We start from the raw sequence: 18,825 nt of genomic DNA, 5'->3' as shown, positions 1-18,825 counted from the left end.
GGCAAGGTATAAAAGGATGCATAAGGGTAAAAAAATATCTTGAAAAGAAATTATTTTATTATCAACACCGAACAGGGTGCTCTTTCCACTACTTTATCTGCTGTACTTCCTAAAACCCTTCTTCTTACATAAGAATATTTACTGGGACCAAGAATGATTAAATCAACTCCGGATTCTTCAGCCATGTTAACGATAATCTCGGCTGGTTTTCCATATTTTATCATAGAAGTTATTTTTATATTTTTATCTTTGGAAAGCCTTTCTACATCTTTAAGCACCTCTCCGTAGTATTTTAAAGCCTGTTCTTTTGCTTCCTCCACCTCTGAAATCATTTCTGCATATTCAGGCACCTTAGCCACTGAAATAACTAAAACTTCAGCCCCAAGAGTTTCAGCCAAAACCAACCCTTTTTCTAAAGCCAATAAAGACCCTTCAAAACCGTCATATCCTATAAGAATTTTCTTAAACATATCGGCCTCCATATTATTTGTTTTTAAACTTCATGTCCATTTCCCTTTTTCTCGGATAGAAAAACTTTTGAGCAATAAAGGTGGGGATGATGGCAGAAAGAATAACCGCTACAACAAGTAAAGAATACTGATTTTTATCTATGATACCGTTTCTAAGACCATAAAGGGCTGAAATCGTCCCAAAAGTAAGACCTGTACTCATAAGAAGGGTATTATACATGTTTAACCTAAAAGGAAACTTAAAAACCATTCCTGTAGGATAAAGTCCTAAAAACTTAGAGACAACCTTAGCCAAAAGAAGCACAGTAAGAATTCCTAACCCCTCCCAAACAGCCTTCAGGTCTACTAAACTTCCTGCCTTTAAAAAATAAAAAGGGGTTAAAAGGGCGATCGTGGAAGCCCTCATCCTTTTTACCAGCTCTCTGTTTTTTAGAAAAAGATTGGCAAGCACTGCCCCTACTAAATAAGCTGGCAATACCGCCTCACTCCCTGCCTTACTGGCGAGAAAACCCAAAATACAAAGAACCACAAAGATAAATTTAACCTCGGGTTCGCTGGGATGGTTTTTTACATAAGCAAAGTACCTTTTGGTAATAAATGGAAGGATAAAAAGTACCCCTAAGGTTATTACCACAAAGAGCCAGAAGATAGCCCCTAATTTTGTAAAAAGCAACCCTAAGGCGATAACCGTACCAAGGTCATTTACAAAACAAGCAGCCAAAATAAGTTTACCCAGAGGTTTTTCATTAAGCCCTGTCTCCACCATTACCGCGTATACCACCGCTACCGAGGTAGTAGAAAGGGCAATCCCTGCAAGTTGGGCCTGCTTTATCCCCCAACCAAGCACAAACTGACTTATCGCCCAAGCTCCAAAGAATGGAGCAAAAAAACCAACAAGACCCAAAACAACGGCTTCTTTCCAGTAGTTTTTGATAACCTCTGTCTCTAACTCCGCTCCAGCTAAAAAGGTTAAAATTACCGCCCCAAAACTGGCTAAGAAGTTAACCCAAGGAGTTACTTCAGGATGTATAGTATTTCCTGCTATAATACCAACGATAAGTTCTATTAAAGCAGCAGAAATGGCTAATCTAAAGGAAATAAGACTTGCGATAAAGGCTAAGAAAAACCAGATGGTTGCTTGATACCAAAGTTGATCCATCGCCTACCTCCTTTACAAAAACTTTTAAAGAGGTAGGCGTCATCAGCCTCTGCGAAGTTTAGAGGCGATTAACGGGGGACGCCATCCCCGAAATTAAGGGTAAAGTATAAAAAAATTTTTTATAATGTCAAGAGAGTTATCAATTTAAAACATTCTAACGCATAATAGGTAGCTTCAAGAAAGGCAGTTCCCCCTGGTTTTCTTGCAAAACCACCTTTTCCTACATAACAACTTACGATAAACGCTTGAGTTTTGTTTATGTTTTTAGGCTTAATTTTTAAAAAAAAGTAAGAGTTTAACGCATAAAATGTGTTCTCTATATAAGAAGTAGTTTCAGGATAAAAACCATAACCTCCGTCTGGATTATAACATGCCTTAAGCCAACCTAAAAGTTTAGACTCAGAAAAAGAGAATTTAAGACCACCCTCTTTTTGCAACCAAAGAAGCTGATAAACCTCTTTTACGTTTTCATTCCTAATTTCTACAGAACAACTTATATCTAAATTTAACCAATTTAAACTTTTAGCTATCTTAACACCATAAAAAATCTGTTCTAAATCACTCAACCTTTCTCTGAGAAAATTAGTACACCAATCTTCTAAAAATTCTAAAAATCGGTTAGGAGGTTTAACCAAGGTTTTAAGGGTAATGTTAGTTAAATAAAAGAGTGTTTTTGCGGAAAAACCAAATTTTATAGCATGTTCTATGTTTTTCTTTATCCAAACTTTTAAGGCGTGATCTTTAGAGGGATTATATTTTAAATTTGGATCAATTTTTTTAAGAACTTCCATTCCCGATAAGGCATAATAGGTATCTTCTACTGTAGAAGGAAGAAGTGGAGTTGCTCCAAAGCCACCGGTTGGCTTTTTTCTGGCTTGAATGAACCTGAAAGTTTCTTTCCAGACTTCTTTTTTCAAACCGAGAAACATAAATACTTTTCGCTTTAGTGGTTACTATCAAAAATTTATCACCGTTAAATGGTTTAACAAGGCTTTGTACAGACGAAATTTTAAATGGTTTATAGAGGGTATCCCAGAAACAGTTTACTCAAGAGTTCGAAGTACTTTTTCAGTAAAATGTAGTATAAAAAGCCTTTATAGTTTTTATTTCTTAAAATTCTCTAATAATATCTTTACAAATTTTTGGTTTTTTGTTAATATAAATTTATTACGGTTGCGGATCAATTTTAGAAATAAAGTTAAATAAATTTTATAAAAGGGGGATAGCATGGAAGAATTAGCACGTTTTGGAATTTCTATTCCTAAAGAGTTATTGAAAGCCTTTGATGATTATATAGATCGTAAGCATTATGCCAACCGTTCAGAGGCAATTAGAGACCTTATACGTCAAAAGTTGGTAGAGGAAGAATGGAGAGAATCTAAGGAAGATGTAGTAGGGGTTATTACCTATCTTTATGACCATCATAAAAGAGAACTTACCGATAGACTGGTAGAAATACAACACGACTATTACGATAGGATTATTACTACTCAACATCTTCATGTAGACCACAATAGATGTTTAGAAATAATCTTAGTCAAAGGCAAAGCTAATGAAATTAAAGATTTAGCCGATAAGATTCAAGCTCAAAAAGGAGTGTTACACCTAAACGTTGCTTTGACTACTTTGGGAAAAAGTATCCCTTCTTAATCTTTCCTCCCCGTTTTGTGAAAATTTTATTTTAGTTATTGCCTTTTGAGTGATCTTTGTATATTCTCTTCTTTTTAGAAATTTCTAATTATTTTATTCTTTAGACGGGGGTATTTTATGGAAAAAGATCTGCAATATTATTATGAGGTAGTTCGTACCTTTAGCCTAGAAGTTCCAGATAAGTTTTCTTTTCCTTTAGATGTTTTTGATAAGTGGGGCAACCTTCCTGCTTTAATTTGGACAGATGGTAAAGAAGTTAAAAAGTTTACCTTTGAAGACCTTACCATCCTTTCAAGCAAGTTAGCAGGAGGTTTAAGAAAATTAGGAATAGGTAAAGGAGACAACGTTTTGATGTTTTTACCCAACAGGTATGAATGGTGGGTTTCTGTTTTAGCGATAATGAGGTTAAACGCGGTTATCGTGCCTTCTACGGTAATGTTAACGGTTAAAGATTTGGAATACAGATTAAAAGCCTTAAACATTAAAGCCATCATTTCTGATGAAGAAAACGCCAAAAAAGTAGAGGAAGCGGTAAACCTTACCAACTCAAAGGCTATTCTTATCAACCTTGATGAAGTCTCAGGTTGGGAAAAATATAGAGAACTTTTAAACGCTGATCCTTTTATAGGAGAAAGAACCTTTTCAGAGGATACGGCTATCATCTTTTTTACCTCAGGAACTACAGGTCCTCCTAAGATGGTTAGGCATAACCAAGTCTCCTATCCCTTAGCCCATCTTATAACCGGAAAGTTCTGGTTAAATCTAAAGCCTGGAGTAATCCATTGGAACCTCTCAGATACAGGTTGGGCTAAGGCTGCATGGTCAAGTCTTTTTGGCCCTTGGAACATGGGAGCAACCATTTTTGTAAGAAGAAGAGGTAAAAAGTTTACGCCGGATGTGATGATAGAAACCTTGAAAAATTTTGAGGTAACCTCTCTTTGTGCTCCTCCTACGGTTTATAGGATGTTAATCAAAGAAGTCCCTTTAAAAGACCTTTCTTTTCCTACGGTTAACCATTTTGTCTCAGCTGGGGAACCTTTAAACCCTGAAGTAATCGATATATGGAAAGAAGTTACTGGCAAGTATATCTATAACGGATATGGCCAGACTGAAACAGTAAATACTATAGCTATGTTTCCTTTTATACCTATGCGTAAAGGTGCTATAGGACTTCCTGCTCCAGGATTTCACGTAGAAATCATAGATGATAACGGCAAACCTTTAAAACCTTATGAAGAAGGAAATATAGCTATTAAAGTTGTTCCTGAAAGACCGGTCGGTCTTTTTAAAGAATACATAGGTGATGAAAAAGAAATGGCGGCGGCTTTTAAAGGAGATTGGTATTTTACCAGAGACCGAGGCTATAAAGATGAGGATGGTTATTTTTGGTTTTTAGGAAGAGAAGATGATATTATCATCAGTTCAGGTTATAGGATTTCTCCTTTTGAAGTAGAAAGCGTGCTAATCAAACATCCTGCGGTTAAAGAATCTGCTGTGGTAGCAAGTCCTGATGAGATAAGAGGAGAGGTGGTAAAAGCCTTTATCGTACTAAAAGATGGCTTTCAGCCTTCTCCTGAACTGGTAAAAGAATTGCAAAACTTTGTCAAAACAGAAACAGCACCTTATAAATATCCTCGTAAGATTGAGTTTGTAGAAGCACTTCCTAAAACAGTTAGCGGAAAGATTAAAAGAAAAGAGCTAAAATTAAAAGAGTTTGGACTTTGGCCTAAATAAAAGATTTAATGCTTTTGCTTGCTTAGGGGGCTTTCCTCTAAGCAAGCAAAAAATTGATGTAAAACCTTCTTAAATCTACCTCTTTTACTTTTACTCTTACCGTTTGACCTATTTGAAAAGTTTTACCTGTTTTTTGTCCTCTTAAAGCAATACCTTTATCGTCTAAAACATAAAAATCGTCTGAAAGATCTATAAGCCTCACTACCCCGGTTACCATATACTCTATCAAGTCTACAAAAAAACCAAAAGCAGTGACCCCGGTAATGATACCTTGAAACTCCATTCCTATCTTATCTTTCATAAAAAAGGCTTGAAACCTTTTTAAAACTTCTCTTTCTGCTTCTTCAGCCGTTCTTTCGCGTTCAGAAAGATGCTTACCCATTTTTTCTAAGTCTTCTTCTTTATAAACTGGTTTTCTTCTTTTTAAAGCAGCTTTTAAAGTTCTATGAACCACCAAATCAGGATACCTTCTTATTGGAGAAGTAAAATGACAATAACAGGTTGAAGCCAAACCAAAATGTCCTATGTTCTCAGGTGTATATTTAGCCTGTTTTAAAGATCTTAGCAATAAGTGGTTAAACAGAGGCGCATATGTTTTGCCGCTAAACTGAGAGATCAATTCTTGGAAAAATTGAGGGGTTATTTCTTCAGGAAAGGTAACCTCTATTCCATAATTAAGAAAAATCTCAGAAAGTTGCTTTAATTTATTGATATCAGGGGATTCATGTACTCGGTATAAAAAGGGATAATCTTTTTTAGTTAAATATTCTGCTACCGCTTCATTAGCTGCTATCATAAAGTCTTCTATCAACATATGAGCTAAATTACGCTCCCGTTTTACTATATTTTCTATCTCTCCTTTTATGTTAACTATAATCTCAGGCTCTGGCAAATCAAAATCTAAACTTCCACGTTTTAATCTTTTTTCTCTTAAAATGCAAGCAAGTTCAGCTGCTGTATCAAGCATAGGATAAAGGTCTTGGTATTTTTTGATAACTTCCTTATCGCGATCAACCAACATCTGTTTAACTTCTGTATAGGTTAAGCGCGCATGAGAATTGATAATCCCTTCATAAAACTTCTGGTTAATCATCTCTCCTTCAGGGCTAAAATCTATCTCTACTACCATAGCTAATCTATCTACTTTCGGATTTAAACTACAGAGATGATTAGAAAGTTTTTCATGAAACATCGGAACCACCATCGTTGGGAAATAAACGCTGGTCCCTCTGAGATAGGCTTCCTGGTCTAAAAATGAATTTTTTTTCACATAATGGGCTACATCGGCTATCGCTACCCAAAGTTTATATCCTTTTGAAGTTTTTTTAACACAAACCGCATCGTCAAAATCTCTTGCATTTTCACCGTCTATGGTAACTAAAGGGATGTGGGTTAAGTCTTTTCTTCCTTTTTTATCCTCCTCTCTTACTTCTTCTGGTAATAGTTTTAATTCAGAGATCAATTCTTCAGACCACTGATGAGGAAGGTCATAAGCATATATTACAGCCCAGGTATGAGATTCAAGTTTAAGCGGGTCTCCTAAATCTTTGATTATTTCACCTACAGGGAATCCGTATTCTGAAGTAGGTTGAATTATCTTAGTTACTACTAAATTACCTTCTTTGGCTTTATTAAGCTTTTTTTTAGGTATATAAATCTCAAAAGGAATCCTTGGGTCTTCTGGTTCTACAAAATAAGCCTTTTTTCTTTTTACTAAGTAGCCTACTAAATTTTTTCTTTTTCTTTCCACAACCTCAAGAATTCTACCCTCTGGTCCCTTTGAAATTACTCTATCTATTCTTACTAACACTATATCTCCATCTAAAGCCTTCCCTATAAACCTTGGTGGAATAAAAACCCATCCTTTTTCAGTTTCTACAAAACCATAACCGTCGGGATGAACTTTTAGTCTTCCTTTTACAATAGAAACTTGTTCTGGAAGGCTATATTTTCTTTTCTTTATTTTAAGAACCTTTCCTTGAGATTCTAAAAGATTTAAAATCTCTTTAACCTCAGCCCTCTTTTCCTTAGAAAGATTTAAACGATGATATATCTCTCTTAATAAAAGAGGTTTGTTGGCTGATTTTAAAACATCGAAGATTTTTTGGTGAAGGTCATCTTTCTTAACAGGTCTGCGACTGTTTTTTTTCTTAGTAAAAGGTCTTTTTTTCTTTTTTGACGGCATTTAGATTACTTAAGGTTTAAATATTGGATGGCTTTTTCTAAATCTGCCTCAGGCACGGTTATATGAAGTCCTGATTTAGGCCCTTTTCTTACATAAAATCTCAAATCCTCTGCAGTCTTAATATCTTTCTCAACCACAATATTAGAAAGGCTTCTACTGCCTTTGTGACATTTTAAGCATTTAAAATTTTCAGACGCAACCTGCAAGGTTTGAGATGAATAAGCTAATAACATCCCCCCAAAAAGAAGTACAGATAATACAACAAAATTATAAAATCTTATTTTCATAAATCCTTCCTTTTAATTGTTTTTATTTTTTATAAAATAGAACAGATAAAAATTTTTGTCAACCACCTAAAATAGATATCTGTCCACCTAAAATAGATATCTGTCGTTACTATTTTGAAATGTCACATTTTATTCCTATTTTAAAATGTCACATCATTAAAATGACCTCCTATAAAACCAATAGAACTAAAATCCTCTCTTATGCCTTATCAGGTAAACCCACCTTTAAAGAAGCTTCCTTAGCCCTCGGCTTAAGCTATAGACATACACTCAGGCTCAAAGAAAAACTTAAAAACCTCGGTCTCCTTGGACTTCAAAGAACAAAGCCCAAAAAACCTCCTAACCTTAAAATCACACCAGAACTAAGAAATACCATCATCTCCCTAACACAAAAATACTACTTTGACTTCAATGTGCTTCACTTTAGAGACAAACTTATAGAGAACTATGGTATTAATCTTATCTACAAAAGCCTAAGGAAGCTTCTGATAATAGAAGAAGGACTACATGAACCAAGAAAAAAAGGAAGGTATATAGGAGACGGAGAAGGATGCCCAAAGCAGGGATGCTTGTTCAGAAGGATTCTTCTCTTCATAGATGAGAGGTTTGGTTTAAAGAGATAATTGATGAAAGGAAAGGGTAAAATAGATAACCCCATGACATCTCAAATTAGGAATAAAAGATGACACGACATGGTGGGGTGTCGTCCTAATGAGGGGCGTAAGCCCCGAAGGATCTACGAGGTCCTTCGCTGCCCTTCGGGCTATCGCCCTCAGGGCTTCGGCTAAGGGCGACGGGAAAGGAGGTCCTTCGGCCTTGCGGCCTCAGGGTGAGAAATGGGAACTCAGGAGGAAATAAAAAAAACTAAAACTTTAACCAAACTACCCCTGAAGGATTTCTTACAAAGTACGGGAAGGTTCAGGATTTAAAAAGTTTCCCGGGTGAGGAATGGTGGTTTTCGTCCTGCTATACTTCCTGAAAGAAGGAGGGCTGAATTAGACCTTACATCTACTGTTATTAGCCTTTATGCAGTGGGAGTAAGCACAAGAAAAATTTCTCAGTTTTTGGAAAGTATTTAGGGCGCATACTATTCACCTCAAAGCATTTCTCGGTTAATAAAGGTAACTTGCCCTTATCGTCAAAAATGAGGTACCAAAGGAGGATGTAGATTTAGCTTAGGGATAAAGCCTTATGGGACAAGAGAAATAATTGGATTTTGGATATTTGAGTCTGAAGGAGTAAGGGGTTAGCTCAGTGGAAAGATTATATATTTGTAAGGGATTTAATGAGATTAAATTTGAGAACCACTATTCTTTTCTCGGAAAATTTTTTAAATGATAAAATGGATCCCCCCTAAGAAAGGATTTTATGAATAATCAAAAGATAGTCTCTTAGATGGCGGGTGATTAGGTAGCGATGTTTGACCCTTTCCTTTGCGTGATATCCCATATCTTTTCTTAGGCTATCGTTTGATAAAAGTTGTTTGATTCTCAAGGCAGCACCCTCTGCGCTTTCTACCAAAAATCCAGTAATACCATGCACAATCTGTCTCCTTATTCCCCCTACATTTGCTCCAACAACTGGCTTCTCTTTCCACATGGCTTCAGAAACCACAAGTCCAAAACCTTCTCTGATAGACTTTTGGATCACCACAGTGGCTCCCCTTTGAAAGGCATTTACTTCCCTGTGGCTATCCGGTGGGAGATTTAATACAAAAACATCCTTTTCTTCAGCGGTCAAATTTAAAAGCTCTTTGTAAACGGTTTCTCCCTCAGGGTCATCTGTGGCATATCCTCCCACAAACACCATCTGACACTTAAAATTTTTTCTTACCATTTTAAAGGCCTCTAAAGCCCCAAAGGGATCCTTCAGTCTGTCAAAGCGGGAAACCTGCAGGATAATAGGTATTTCAGGGTCTACACCAAACTTAATCAGAATCTCTCTCACCTCTTCATCTGGAAGGTCAACATTTTTTGGATGAAGGGGATCTATTGAAGGTTGAATGATGTATACTGGTAGGTCCATTTTTTCATACACAAACTCCGGCAGGTGGAAAATGGCTGCATCGTAAGAACCTAAAAATTTTCTAACGAAGTCCCAAGCGGTTGGAGCAGGGGTGGAGGTATCAATGTGACACCGCCAAATCCACTTTTGCCCCTTTTCTTTATTCACTACAAGACCTATAGGTTGAGGATCATGCACTATCACCACATCGTAGCTGGAAAAATCAATCTTAGTTAAGTTTTCATAGACGACCTTAAGATAATACACAAACTCCTCGCTTGTAATCGTTTCCTCTAAAGGAAGATGAAGCATGTTGTGAAGCTTTTTTGTAAAGTTAAAGAATCTTTCATCTCCTTCAAAGACCTTCCAGTCAGTTTTTATATCAAGCTCGTTCATCAAAGGAACCAAACCTTTTAATATCTCCGCAACCCCACCACCTTTGTAGGTAGAATTTACATGCAAAACCCTTATATCCTTTAACCTCTTAGCTAAAATTACAATCTCGTTTATTACCTCTTCTCCAACGATGGGTATGTACTTTTCCAACTTCATTCTTCACCCAATATTTTTATAATTTCCCTTTTTATGTCATAAAGTGTCATCATAAAAGGATGAATTCTGTTTATTTTTTCCGCCTTTTTGACTTCTCCTATGCTATGCAACCATGAAGAATAATCATTGATTATGGTCTTTTTGTTAAGCCTCGCAGTTATGAAGTGATAAAAAATTGAATGGATACTTGATTTTTTAATTCCTTCTTTAAATTCTTCAAGGTTATTTGATTCACATCCTAAGTCTATGATTTCTCTTTCCACTGTGATAAAGTAGAATGGCGTTAGCTCTTTTTGCAACATGCTTGAAGAGAGATTTTGTTCTATCACTTTAATTAGGACTTTTCTTAAATCTTCTAAATCATAGTAATCCAAAGGATCTATAACAGACACCTTTTCCGCTAAGATTACTAAGCCATTTTTGAAAAACCAAAAGGCAAAACTATTTGTGTAGTAGGTGGGTAAGTTATGGTAGTTAAAAATGTTTATGTAAAAGTGATAGAAGATGGAAAGCTGGTCTATAGTTCTTAAGGATTCTAAGAAGTCGGAAAGGCTTTTGGCACTCCTTCCTGTGGATTTGGTCACCCACAACTCTGATTTAAAACAAAAAGTGTTACTCATGGGAGGCCAAGATTTCAAGAAGATTTCTTACATCAGCGTAAGACTTAAGGCTATACTTAGCGTTGGAAGTGCCCATGCCAACCTTAATGGTAACTGCCTCTTTGGGAAGTTTCAAAAAGAGGTCTTCATCGGTAGTATCGTCACCAATTGCAAGTATAAAGTCAAAATTGTCATCCTTTAAGAAGAGATTTGCGGCAACACCTTTGTCAATCCCAGCAGGCCTCACTTCCACTATCTTGTTTCCCAAAATCAAATTTATGTCTGAAGTTCCAGTAAACCCTAAGAGTTCATCAACAAGCTCTGCTACCCTAAGGTTGGCCTGCTCAGGATCAGCGTTGCGGTAATGGAAAACAATTGAATACTCCTTTTCCTCAATAAAAGATCGAGGAAGACGGTCCACATAAACCTCCATAATACTTTTTATTTTGTTTTTAATCTCAGAAGACATAAATGCCGTTGCTTCCCAGTCTTTACCACGCCTCTTGATAAAAAGCCCATGCTCGCAGATAAAATTCAAGTTTAATCCTTTAAACCACCTTTCCAAATCTTCTTTTTTCCTTCCAGAGATAAGAATTACCTCGGTGTTTGCCAGCTGAGACAGGGCAGAAAGAAAGGAAAGAAGATGAGTATCTGGTTTGGCTAAGCTTGGCCTGCTGGCAAAAGGTACAAGGGTTCCGTCGTAATCAAGGAAAAGAATCCTTTTGTTGGCTCTATGAAAGGACTCTTTAAGCTTTTCTATCAAGGCTGGAGTTAAAAGTTTGGTAGCTAATTTCATCCTTTCTGCAATTACCTGCTCCAAGCTTGAGAGAAAATCTGTCCCCCACTTAAGTATGTCATACCTTCTGAGTCTTTCTTGCATAACGCTCATCCGTTCCCTCATCTCTTCCTCAGAAAGCCTTAAGGCTTTTTCTATAGCATTCGTTAATTCCTCTATAGAGTTTGGATTTACGATCAACGCCTCCCCAAGTTCCTTTGCACTTCCAGCAAACTCAGAAAGTATAAGAACTCCTTTCCCATCTCTCCTTGAAGCTACAAACTCCTTAGCGATAAGATTCATTCCATCTTTTAAAGATGTAACTAACATTACGTCCGAAGCCAAGTAATAGGCAGTGAGTTCTTCAAAGTTGAGAAATTTGTTGTAGTAAAGCACTGGAGTCCATTCTATTGTCCCAAAGGTACCATTAATTTCGCTTATCTTCTCTTCAAGACTTCTTTTCATTCTTTGATAGTGCTCTACGCCTACCCTTGAGGGCACGATTATGATAAGCAGAACTACTTTCCCTCTGAGGTCTGGTCGCCTCTGCAAAAGTCTTTCGTAAGCCAAAAGGCGGTTATAAATTCCTTTAGTGTAATCAAGCCTATCGATAGAAAATATTATTCTCTTTTCTCCAAACTGTTCCCTTATTCTTTTGACTAAACTCTTTATTTTTCTTTTTCGAAAAGCATTGTTAAAAAGCTCAAAGTCTATGCCCATAGGAAAGGTTTCCGCTCTTACAACTCTGTCTTGATAGAAAAAGGTGCCTGACTTGTGGTCAATGCCAAACATCCTGATAAGGGTTCTTAGGAAATTTGTGGTGTACTCGTAAGCATGAAAGCCTATGAGGTCTGCTCCAAGCATCCCTTCCATCAACTCCTTTCTCCAGGGAAGTTGCATAAATATGGATGGTGAAGGAAAAGGTATGTGTAAAAAGAAACCTATGGGTAAGTTTGGGAAAAGGCTTCTCAACATTGACGGTAAAAGGAGAAGATGATAGTCATGAACCCAGACTACAGAATCGGGGGTAACATGTTTGGCCACTTCGTTACAGAAAACTTTGTTTACTGCAACATAGATTTTCCAATACTCCTCATCATAGTCCACATAGCTTAAAAACTCGTGAAAAAGAGGCCAAAGAACTTTATTGCAAAAGCCATTGTAAAACTTCTCAAACTGTCTAGAAGAGACGGAAACAGGGTGGGTTTTTAGCCTTTTAAACTTGCTTATTAGCAGGTCTATAGCAGAAGAGCGTAAGTAAGAACCGGGCCAGCCAACCCAGATGTAATCTTTAATTGAACTTTTTTCGAGAAAAGTCATCAACCCAGAAACTAAACCACCAGGGCTTCTGCTTATAGTCAAATCAGAGTGTACGGTGACTGGAAGCCTGTTAGCGACTACGATCAATTTTTTTGAAAAATTCATTAAAAAAAATATTAAACACTAAAAATATTATTTCAAGACCCATACATCGAGTATGTCGTTACTATTTTGAAATGTCACATTTTATTCCTATTTTAAAATGTCACATCATTAAAATGACCTCCTATAAAACCAATAGAACTAAAATCCTCTCTTATGCCTTATCAGGTAAACTCACCTTTAAAGAAGCTTCCTTAGCCCTCGGCTTAAGCTATAGACATACACTCAGGCTCAAAGAAAAACTTAAAAACCTCGGTCTCATTGGACTTCAAAGAACAAAGCCCAAAAAACCTCCTAACCTTAAAATCACACCAGAACTAAGAAATACCATCATCTCCCTAACACAAAAATACTACTTTGACTTCAATGTGCTTCACTTTAGAGACAAACTTATAGAGAACTATGGTATTAATCTTATCTACAAAAGCCTAAGGAAGCTTCTGATAATAGAAGAAGGACTACATGAACCAAGAAAAAAAAGGAAGGTATATAGGAGACGGAGAAGGATGTCCAAAGCGGGGATGCTTGTTCAGATGGATGTTTTGCTTCAGCTAATTCACCACAAGCCAAAGGTAGGATAGAAAGGCTTTTTGGTTTTCTGCAAGATAGATTGATCAAGGAGCTAAGGCTTAAGAAGATAAAGGATTATGAGAGTGCGAACAAGTTTTTGGAGGAAGAGTTTTGGCCTTGGTATAATAACAGATACATGCTTCAGACAGAGAGTGTTTACAGGGAATTACCAGAGGGGTTAAATCTTGATTTGGTATTTAGTGTGAAACAGATTAGGAAGATGAATAGGGACAACACTATAAGGTATAAGGGGAGGTTGTATCAGTTGTTAAGTGGTAGCGGGATTAGCACTTTAAGTGATAAAGAAGTGGAGGTTTGTGAGCAGGTAGAGGGGAAGATAAAGATTTTATACAGGGGGAGTGAGGTTCAGTTTGAGGAGATAATGGATGAGAAGAAAGTGTTGGATGAAGAGGAGATTTTGAGTAGAAGAGCGAATATGAGTGAGTGCAGGGTAAAAAAAGAGGAATGGAGACCGTCGTCTCAACACCCTTGGAGGAAGATTTTTAAACTTAAGAAAAAGATGACACCATGACATTCCAATTTAGGAATAAAAGATGACATTGACATTAGTAATAACACCACCTAAAATAGATATCACAAAAATCTTCTATCTTGCTTCTGTTTTAAGCATAAACGAGACATAGGCTTTAAAGGCTGTCTTTCCAAAAGAAAAAAGCCATCTTTTAGGAGGTTTTTGAAGAAAACTAAACACTTGACACAGGATAAAAAAATTGTATGATAAACTTTTGAATTGTAACCGCAACCTTGATTAAAAATTTAACCTCATATAAAAGGAGTGGTTTATGGAATTTGAGACGGTCATAGGGCTTGAAGTTCATGCGCAGCTCAATACCCAAACCAAGATGTTTTGTTCCTGTTCTACCGAGTTTGGAAACCCACCTAACACTCAAATTTGTCCTGTATGCACAGGTCAACCTGGGGTACTTCCTGTAATCAACAAAAGAGCAGTAGAATTTGCCTTAAAATTAGGATTGGCCTTAGGTTGTAAAATAAATAAAGTTTCGGTGATGGCCCGTAAAAACTATTTTTATCCAGACCTCCCTAAAGGATACCAGATCTCTCAATACGAGCTTCCTATAGCTGAAGGCGGAGAAGTAGAGATAGAAATAAACGGCACCCGAAAGACCATCCATTTAGTAAGGATACATATGGAAGAGGATGCCGGCAAACTTATCCATGATGAAAAGCAACCCTTTTCCTATGTAGATTTTAACCGTTGTGGGACTCCCCTTTTGGAAATAGTTAGTGCACCAGAAATTTCTTCTCCTGAAGAGGCTGTAGCCTACTTAAAAACTTTGAGGCGAATCCTAAGATATTTAGGGATTTGTGACGGTAATATGGAAGAAGGAAGCTTAAGGTGTGATGCTAACGTTTCAGTGAGGCCCAAAGGAAGTGATAAATTTGGAACCAAAGTAGAACTTAAAAATATGAACTCTTTTAAACACGTTGAGAAAGCCTTATCCTATGAAATCAAAAGACAGATAGGGATGCTGCTTGAAGGGAAAACCATCGTACAAGAAACCAGACTTTATGATGAAGCCACTCAAACCACCCATCCTATGAGAGGAAAAGAGGAAGCTCATGATTACTGCTATTTCCCTGACCCAGACTTGATAGAAATTCAAATAGACGATGACATGTTACAAAAAGTAAATAAGGAACTTCCTGAACTTCCTCATGTGAAAAAACAAAGATTTTTAACCCAGTATAAGCTTACCCCTTATGAAGTAGAAATTTTAATAGAAGAAAAGGATTTTGCTGAATTTTTTGAAGAAACCTTAAAATATTATCCTAACCCTAAAGCAGTTTCTAACTTTATGCTTACTGAGGTTTTACGCTATCTAAACAGAGACAACATAACCATCAGCCAGTCAAACCTTACCCCAGAAATTTTAGCCCAACTTCTTAAATTGGTAGAGGATAATCTTATTTCTATAACCATAGCTAAACAAATCTTTCCTGAGGTTTATGAAAAAGGGGTTGCACCTAAAAAATTAGTAGAAGAAAAAGGGTTGGTGCAAGAAAGCTCAGAGGAAAAACTAAGGGCTATTTGTGAAGAAGTTATAAAAGAAAATCCGGCAGAAGTAGAAAAATATAAAGCAGGAAAGAAAGGTTTGCTTGGTTTCTTTGTAGGTCAAGTTTTAAAGAAAACCCAAGGAAAAGCTAATCCCAAGGTTGTTAACAAACTTTTAGAGGAGCTATTAGAAAAATGAAAAAAAACATAAATCTAAAGGTTCCTCCTCAAGCAGATTTTATCCAAACCTGGAGATGGACTGATGAAGGGTTATTTTTGCTCGACCAGAGGAAATTACCACAACAGGAAAAATATATTATTTGCAATACAGTTGATAAGGTTAGAAAAGCCATCAAGGATATGGTGGTAAGAGGTGCCCCTGCTATAGGAATATGTTCTGCCATCGGATTTACCATAGGAATTAAAAACTTTTTAGAAAAAAAGAAAAAAATCTCTATCCAGAGCATAAATCAAGAGGTTAAAAAAATCAGCTATCTTTTAGAAACAGCAAGACCTACGGCAGTTAATCTTAAATGGGCTGTTAACAGAATGAAAAACGTTTGTGAAAATTTTCTTAAAGAGATTGAAAAAGAACAGATCACTTTAGAAATTTTAAAGAGGTTGTATTTCTTTTTAGAGGAAGAAGCGTTAAAAATATGGGAAGAAGATATAATAGGAAATCTCGCTATGGCAAAATTTGGTAAGGACCTTATTCCTGAAGGTGGAGTGCTTACTCATTGTAATACAGGAGCTTTGGCTACTGGAGGATATGGAACAGCTTTAGGTGTAATAAGAGAGTCTTATAAACACAACAAAAAGATTTTTGTGTTTGTAGATGAAACCAGACCTTTTTTACAGGGGTCAAGGCTTACTGCTTGGGAGCTTAGCAAGCTTAAAATCCCTTATGCCATCATTACCGATAACACAGCAGGGTATCTTATGAAAAAAGGACAGGTTAAAGCCGTTATAGTAGGGGCTGATAGGATTGCGAGTAATGGGGATACTGCTAACAAAATAGGCACCTATAGTTTAGCTGTTCTTGCCTATCATCATCAGATACCTTTCTTTGTAGCCGCTCCATCTTCTACGTTCGATTTAGAAATTCTTTCAGGTGAAGAAATACCGATAGAACAAAGGCCTTCTAAGGAAGTTCTTTATTGCGTTAAATCAAAAATTGCCCCATTAAACGCAAAGGCTTACAACTTTGCCTTTGACATAACTCCTGGGGAATTAATAACGGCTATCATAACAGAAAAAGGGGTGATATATCCTCCTTATAAGGAAAACATACTTAAGACCATAAAAGGGAATGAAAATTAAAGACATACCAGAAAATACTTTAGAAAGGTTAATTTTTTATCTTAAAATTTTGGAAAATCTTGAAATTAAAGGTATAACTTCTATTTCTTCAGAGGAATTAGCAGAAAGAGCAGGGGTTACTTCAGCACAATTAAGAAAAGATCTTAATTTTTTAGGCACGCTTGGGACCAAAGGCGTAGGTTATAATGTTAAGACTTTAAAGTTTAACTTAAAAAAATTTTTAGGAAGGTCTCAAGAGTGGAACTTGGTTTTAGGTGGAATTTCTCCTTTAGGGGTTTTCTTATTACAAACTAAGGAGCTACAGAAAGAAGGTTTTTATTTTATGGCAGCCTTTGATCACAGAGAAGAACACATAGGAAGGATTTATAATGGGGTTTCTGTTTATAATTTAGACCAAGTCTCTTATGTTTTTAAAGCCATTAGAGTAGACATAGGGGTTATTACCGCAGAGGAAGACGCAGAGGTCTATATCCAAGCTTTTTTAAATCAAGGATTAAAAGCCATTTTAAACCTAACTAAAATCCCTTTTTTTTCTAAAGATAACTCAGTCCGTATAGAAAACCTTTCCTTCTTATTAGGGTTAACCAAACTTTCTTACTTTTTAAATAAATAGTCTGAGGTTAAAAATTGAGTTTAAACGAGGTCAAGATGAAGGTAGAGATATGGAAAAAAGACGAAAGGGCTAAACTTCCTGAAAAAAGCACCAGCGGTTCGGTTGGTTATGACCTTTTTGCTTTAGAAGATTTAGAAATACTCCCAGGAGAGTTTAAACTTATAAGAACCGGTTTGGTGATGAAAGCCCCCTACCCTTACGCCCTATTTATCTTTCCTCGGTCGTCACTTTTTAAAAATAAAGGGCTTATCATGCCAAACTCGGCAGGCATCATCGATTTTGACTATTGTGGAGAAGAAGACGAGGTAAAAATCCCGGTGGTTAATCTTTCTCAAAAAACAGCCTTTATAAAGGCTCATGAAAAAATAGCCCAGGCAGTTTTTATCCAAGTAGGATTCCCTGAGATAATAGAAATCAAAGAACCACCACAAAAGAATTCAAGAGGTGGTTTTGGGTCAACAGGTGGTTATAAATGAAACTATCTGACTTAAGAGAGACTCAAAAAGAACTTATTTCTATAGTGTTTGAAAATTCAGACTTTAAGGCTCTAACTGATTTTTTGTTTTTTAGCTATTTAGGGGCAAGAATATGTTATGCTTCTTCCCATCCTTTAGCTCTTTTTTCTGAAGAAAAATTCAAAAATTTCGAAGCCTTTAAAAGTTTTCTTTTACATCTAAAGAAGTTAGAACATTATAGCGTCTTTGCCCATACTCCAGTTTTTGTAGACACAGCTAATATAAAAGACACTCATAAACTCCTTTTAGCACAGGTTTATTTTAAGGTTTTTTGGGATGAAGTTAACCAACAAGCCCTTTTTAACCTAAGACATCTTGCAGAGAATCTTTCTGATGAAGCCTTTGCTAAAGTTATAGAAACCCCACCTGATTTATCAGGTATTAAAATTACATATTTTAGGAAGCAGGACCTTTTATACAAAGGAAGTCTTTTAGATTTTACCTACCAAATTTTAGAAAAGAACCCTGACAACCTTTTTACTGAGCCTGAAATCATCATCATTCAACAAGAAAAACCTTATCCTTTCAACTGGATTGGTGTAATTACACATAATTTTTCAAGGATTTTTAGTCATCAATTTGTAAGACACACTTGGCTTAATTTTAACCAGCGTTCACATAGATATACAGAAGTAGATAAATTTGTAGTTCCTGGGGTGTTTAAACCTACTCATGTAGAGATTTACAAACAAGTTATTCAGCAATCGATGGGGTATTATAAAGAATTTATGAAGGAAGTTAAGAAAGAAAGTGCACGGTTTTTGGTCCCACAAGGGGTTGCTACTACTCTTTTAGCCACAGGACCACAGTTTGTTTGGGAGGATTTTATCAACAAAAGAGCCATTCCACAAGCCCAAGAAGAGATTAGAAACTTAGCTTATATTCTTAAAGATTATTTGTTTTCTTGATCTTTTAAATTTTATTCTTTTTTCTTA

The 18,825-nt window shown here is 36.3% G+C and carries 19 protein-coding genes and 1 riboswitch; of the genes, 11 read left to right on the top strand and 8 right to left on the bottom strand.

The genetic code is table 11. The features are described 5' to 3' along the window. Nucleotides 1-50 precede the first annotated feature (50 nt). The 3 genes from F1847_RS04350 to F1847_RS04340 form a co-directional block, all read right to left on the bottom strand. The gene (locus tag F1847_RS04350) at nt 51-470 is read right to left on the bottom strand and encodes a universal stress protein (RefSeq protein ID WP_168194266.1); all 420 of its coding nucleotides are present in this window, start codon (nt 468-470) and stop codon (nt 51-53) included. Nucleotides 471-483: 13 nt separating this feature from the next. After that, nucleotides 484-1,629, bottom strand: a complete 1,146-nt coding sequence (locus F1847_RS04345) for a cation:proton antiporter (protein WP_150071874.1) — start codon at nt 1,627-1,629, stop codon at nt 484-486. A 26-nt stretch (nt 1,630-1,655) separates the two neighbouring features. After that, nucleotides 1,656-1,727, bottom strand: a riboswitch (Fluoride riboswitch). 21 nt (nt 1,728-1,748) lie between these two features. Then, on the bottom strand, nt 1,749-2,558 hold the full coding sequence (locus F1847_RS04340) for a prenyltransferase/squalene oxidase repeat-containing protein (protein ID WP_150071873.1): 810 nt from the start codon (nt 2,556-2,558) through the stop codon (nt 1,749-1,751). 298 nt (nt 2,559-2,856) lie between these two features. Here F1847_RS04340 and nikR point away from each other — a divergent pair, with 298 nt between their 5' ends. Together nikR and F1847_RS04330 are read left to right on the top strand one after the other, a co-directional pair. After that, complete coding sequence (gene nikR, locus F1847_RS04335) at nt 2,857-3,279, top strand: nickel-responsive transcriptional regulator NikR (protein WP_150071872.1); 423 nt, start codon at nt 2,857-2,859, stop codon at nt 3,277-3,279. A gap of 117 nt (nt 3,280-3,396) precedes the next feature. Then, nucleotides 3,397-5,013: an acyl--CoA ligase gene (locus F1847_RS04330; protein WP_150071871.1), complete on the top strand. Its 1,617-nt coding sequence runs from the start codon at nt 3,397-3,399 to the stop codon at nt 5,011-5,013. A gap of 37 nt (nt 5,014-5,050) precedes the next feature. On the opposite strand, the gene rnr is transcribed toward F1847_RS04330, so the two are convergent. Continuing rightward, nucleotides 5,051-7,198 carry a ribonuclease R gene (gene rnr, locus F1847_RS04325; protein WP_150071870.1) on the bottom strand — a complete coding sequence of 716 codons (2,148 nt, stop codon included), beginning with the start codon at nt 7,196-7,198 and terminating at the stop codon, nt 5,051-5,053. Nucleotides 7,199-7,203: 5 nt separating this feature from the next. Further along, the gene (locus F1847_RS04320) at nt 7,204-7,485 is read right to left on the bottom strand and encodes a hypothetical protein (protein ID WP_150071869.1); all 282 of its coding nucleotides are present in this window, start codon (nt 7,483-7,485) and stop codon (nt 7,204-7,206) included. 161 nt (nt 7,486-7,646) lie between these two features. Here F1847_RS04320 and F1847_RS04315 point away from each other — a divergent pair, with 161 nt between their 5' ends. Then, nucleotides 7,647-8,108, top strand: a complete 462-nt coding sequence (locus tag F1847_RS04315) for a hypothetical protein (protein ID WP_150071868.1) — start codon at nt 7,647-7,649, stop codon at nt 8,106-8,108. Nucleotides 8,109-8,426: 318 nt separating this feature from the next. Then, the gene (locus tag F1847_RS04310) at nt 8,427-8,564 is read left to right on the top strand and encodes a transposase (RefSeq protein ID WP_150071867.1); all 138 of its coding nucleotides are present in this window, start codon (nt 8,427-8,429) and stop codon (nt 8,562-8,564) included. 274 nt (nt 8,565-8,838) lie between these two features. Here F1847_RS04310 and F1847_RS04305 read toward each other — a convergent pair whose 3' ends face one another. The 3 genes from F1847_RS04305 to F1847_RS04295 are packed head-to-tail and all read right to left on the bottom strand — an operon-like array spanning nt 8,839 to nt 12,840. Then, a complete protein-coding gene (locus F1847_RS04305) occupies nt 8,839-10,041 on the bottom strand; it encodes a glycosyltransferase (protein WP_150071866.1) in 1,203 nt (400 codons plus the stop codon). After that, nucleotides 10,038-10,661, bottom strand: coding sequence for a DUF5752 family protein (locus tag F1847_RS04300; protein WP_150071865.1), 624 nt, complete (start codon nt 10,659-10,661; stop codon nt 10,038-10,040). The genes F1847_RS04305 and F1847_RS04300 overlap by 4 nt, the downstream gene beginning before the upstream one ends. Further along, nucleotides 10,654-12,840: a bifunctional alpha,alpha-trehalose-phosphate synthase (UDP-forming)/trehalose-phosphatase gene (locus F1847_RS04295; RefSeq protein ID WP_150071864.1), complete on the bottom strand. Its 2,187-nt coding sequence runs from the start codon at nt 12,838-12,840 to the stop codon at nt 10,654-10,656. The genes F1847_RS04300 and F1847_RS04295 overlap by 8 nt, the downstream gene beginning before the upstream one ends. A 113-nt stretch (nt 12,841-12,953) precedes the next feature. Here F1847_RS04295 and F1847_RS04290 point away from each other — a divergent pair, with 113 nt between their 5' ends. The 7 genes from F1847_RS04290 (at nt 12,954) to F1847_RS04260 (ending at nt 18,798) form a co-directional block, all read left to right on the top strand. Beyond that, nucleotides 12,954-13,418 (top strand): helix-turn-helix domain-containing protein, encoded by a 465-nt coding sequence (locus F1847_RS04290; protein WP_150071863.1) that lies wholly within the window; start codon nt 12,954-12,956, stop codon nt 13,416-13,418. An 86-nt stretch (nt 13,419-13,504) separates the two neighbouring features. After that, nucleotides 13,505-13,939 carry a hypothetical protein gene (locus F1847_RS04285; protein WP_150071862.1) on the top strand — a complete coding sequence of 145 codons (435 nt, stop codon included), beginning with the start codon at nt 13,505-13,507 and terminating at the stop codon, nt 13,937-13,939. Between the two features lie 271 nt (nt 13,940-14,210). After that, nucleotides 14,211-15,641, top strand: coding sequence for an Asp-tRNA(Asn)/Glu-tRNA(Gln) amidotransferase subunit GatB (gene gatB / locus F1847_RS04280; protein ID WP_150071861.1), 1,431 nt, complete (start codon nt 14,211-14,213; stop codon nt 15,639-15,641). Further along, nucleotides 15,638-16,762, top strand: coding sequence for an S-methyl-5-thioribose-1-phosphate isomerase (gene mtnA / locus F1847_RS04275; RefSeq protein ID WP_150071860.1), 1,125 nt, complete (start codon nt 15,638-15,640; stop codon nt 16,760-16,762). The genes gatB and mtnA overlap by 4 nt, the downstream gene beginning before the upstream one ends. Then, entirely contained in the window at nt 16,752-17,375 is a 624-nt protein-coding gene (locus F1847_RS04270) for a redox-sensing transcriptional repressor Rex (protein ID WP_150071859.1), read from the top strand. The genes mtnA and F1847_RS04270 overlap by 11 nt, the downstream gene beginning before the upstream one ends. A gap of 35 nt (nt 17,376-17,410) precedes the next feature. After that, the gene (gene dut, locus F1847_RS04265; RefSeq protein ID WP_150071858.1) at nt 17,411-17,851 is read left to right on the top strand and encodes a dUTP diphosphatase; all 441 of its coding nucleotides are present in this window, start codon (nt 17,411-17,413) and stop codon (nt 17,849-17,851) included. Further along, entirely contained in the window at nt 17,848-18,798 is a 951-nt protein-coding gene (locus F1847_RS04260; protein WP_150071857.1) for an FAD-dependent thymidylate synthase, read from the top strand. Before dut ends, F1847_RS04260 begins: the two co-directional genes overlap by 4 nt. Nucleotides 18,799-18,825: the final 27 nt, after the last annotated feature.

Source organism: Thermodesulfobacterium sp. TA1 (genome assembly GCF_008630935.1).
Lineage (GTDB): Bacteria > Desulfobacterota > Thermodesulfobacteria > Thermodesulfobacteriales > Thermodesulfobacteriaceae > Thermodesulfobacterium.
Note: the sequence above shows the minus strand (reverse complement) of the source record. Positions and strands in the feature narration are given on the sequence as shown.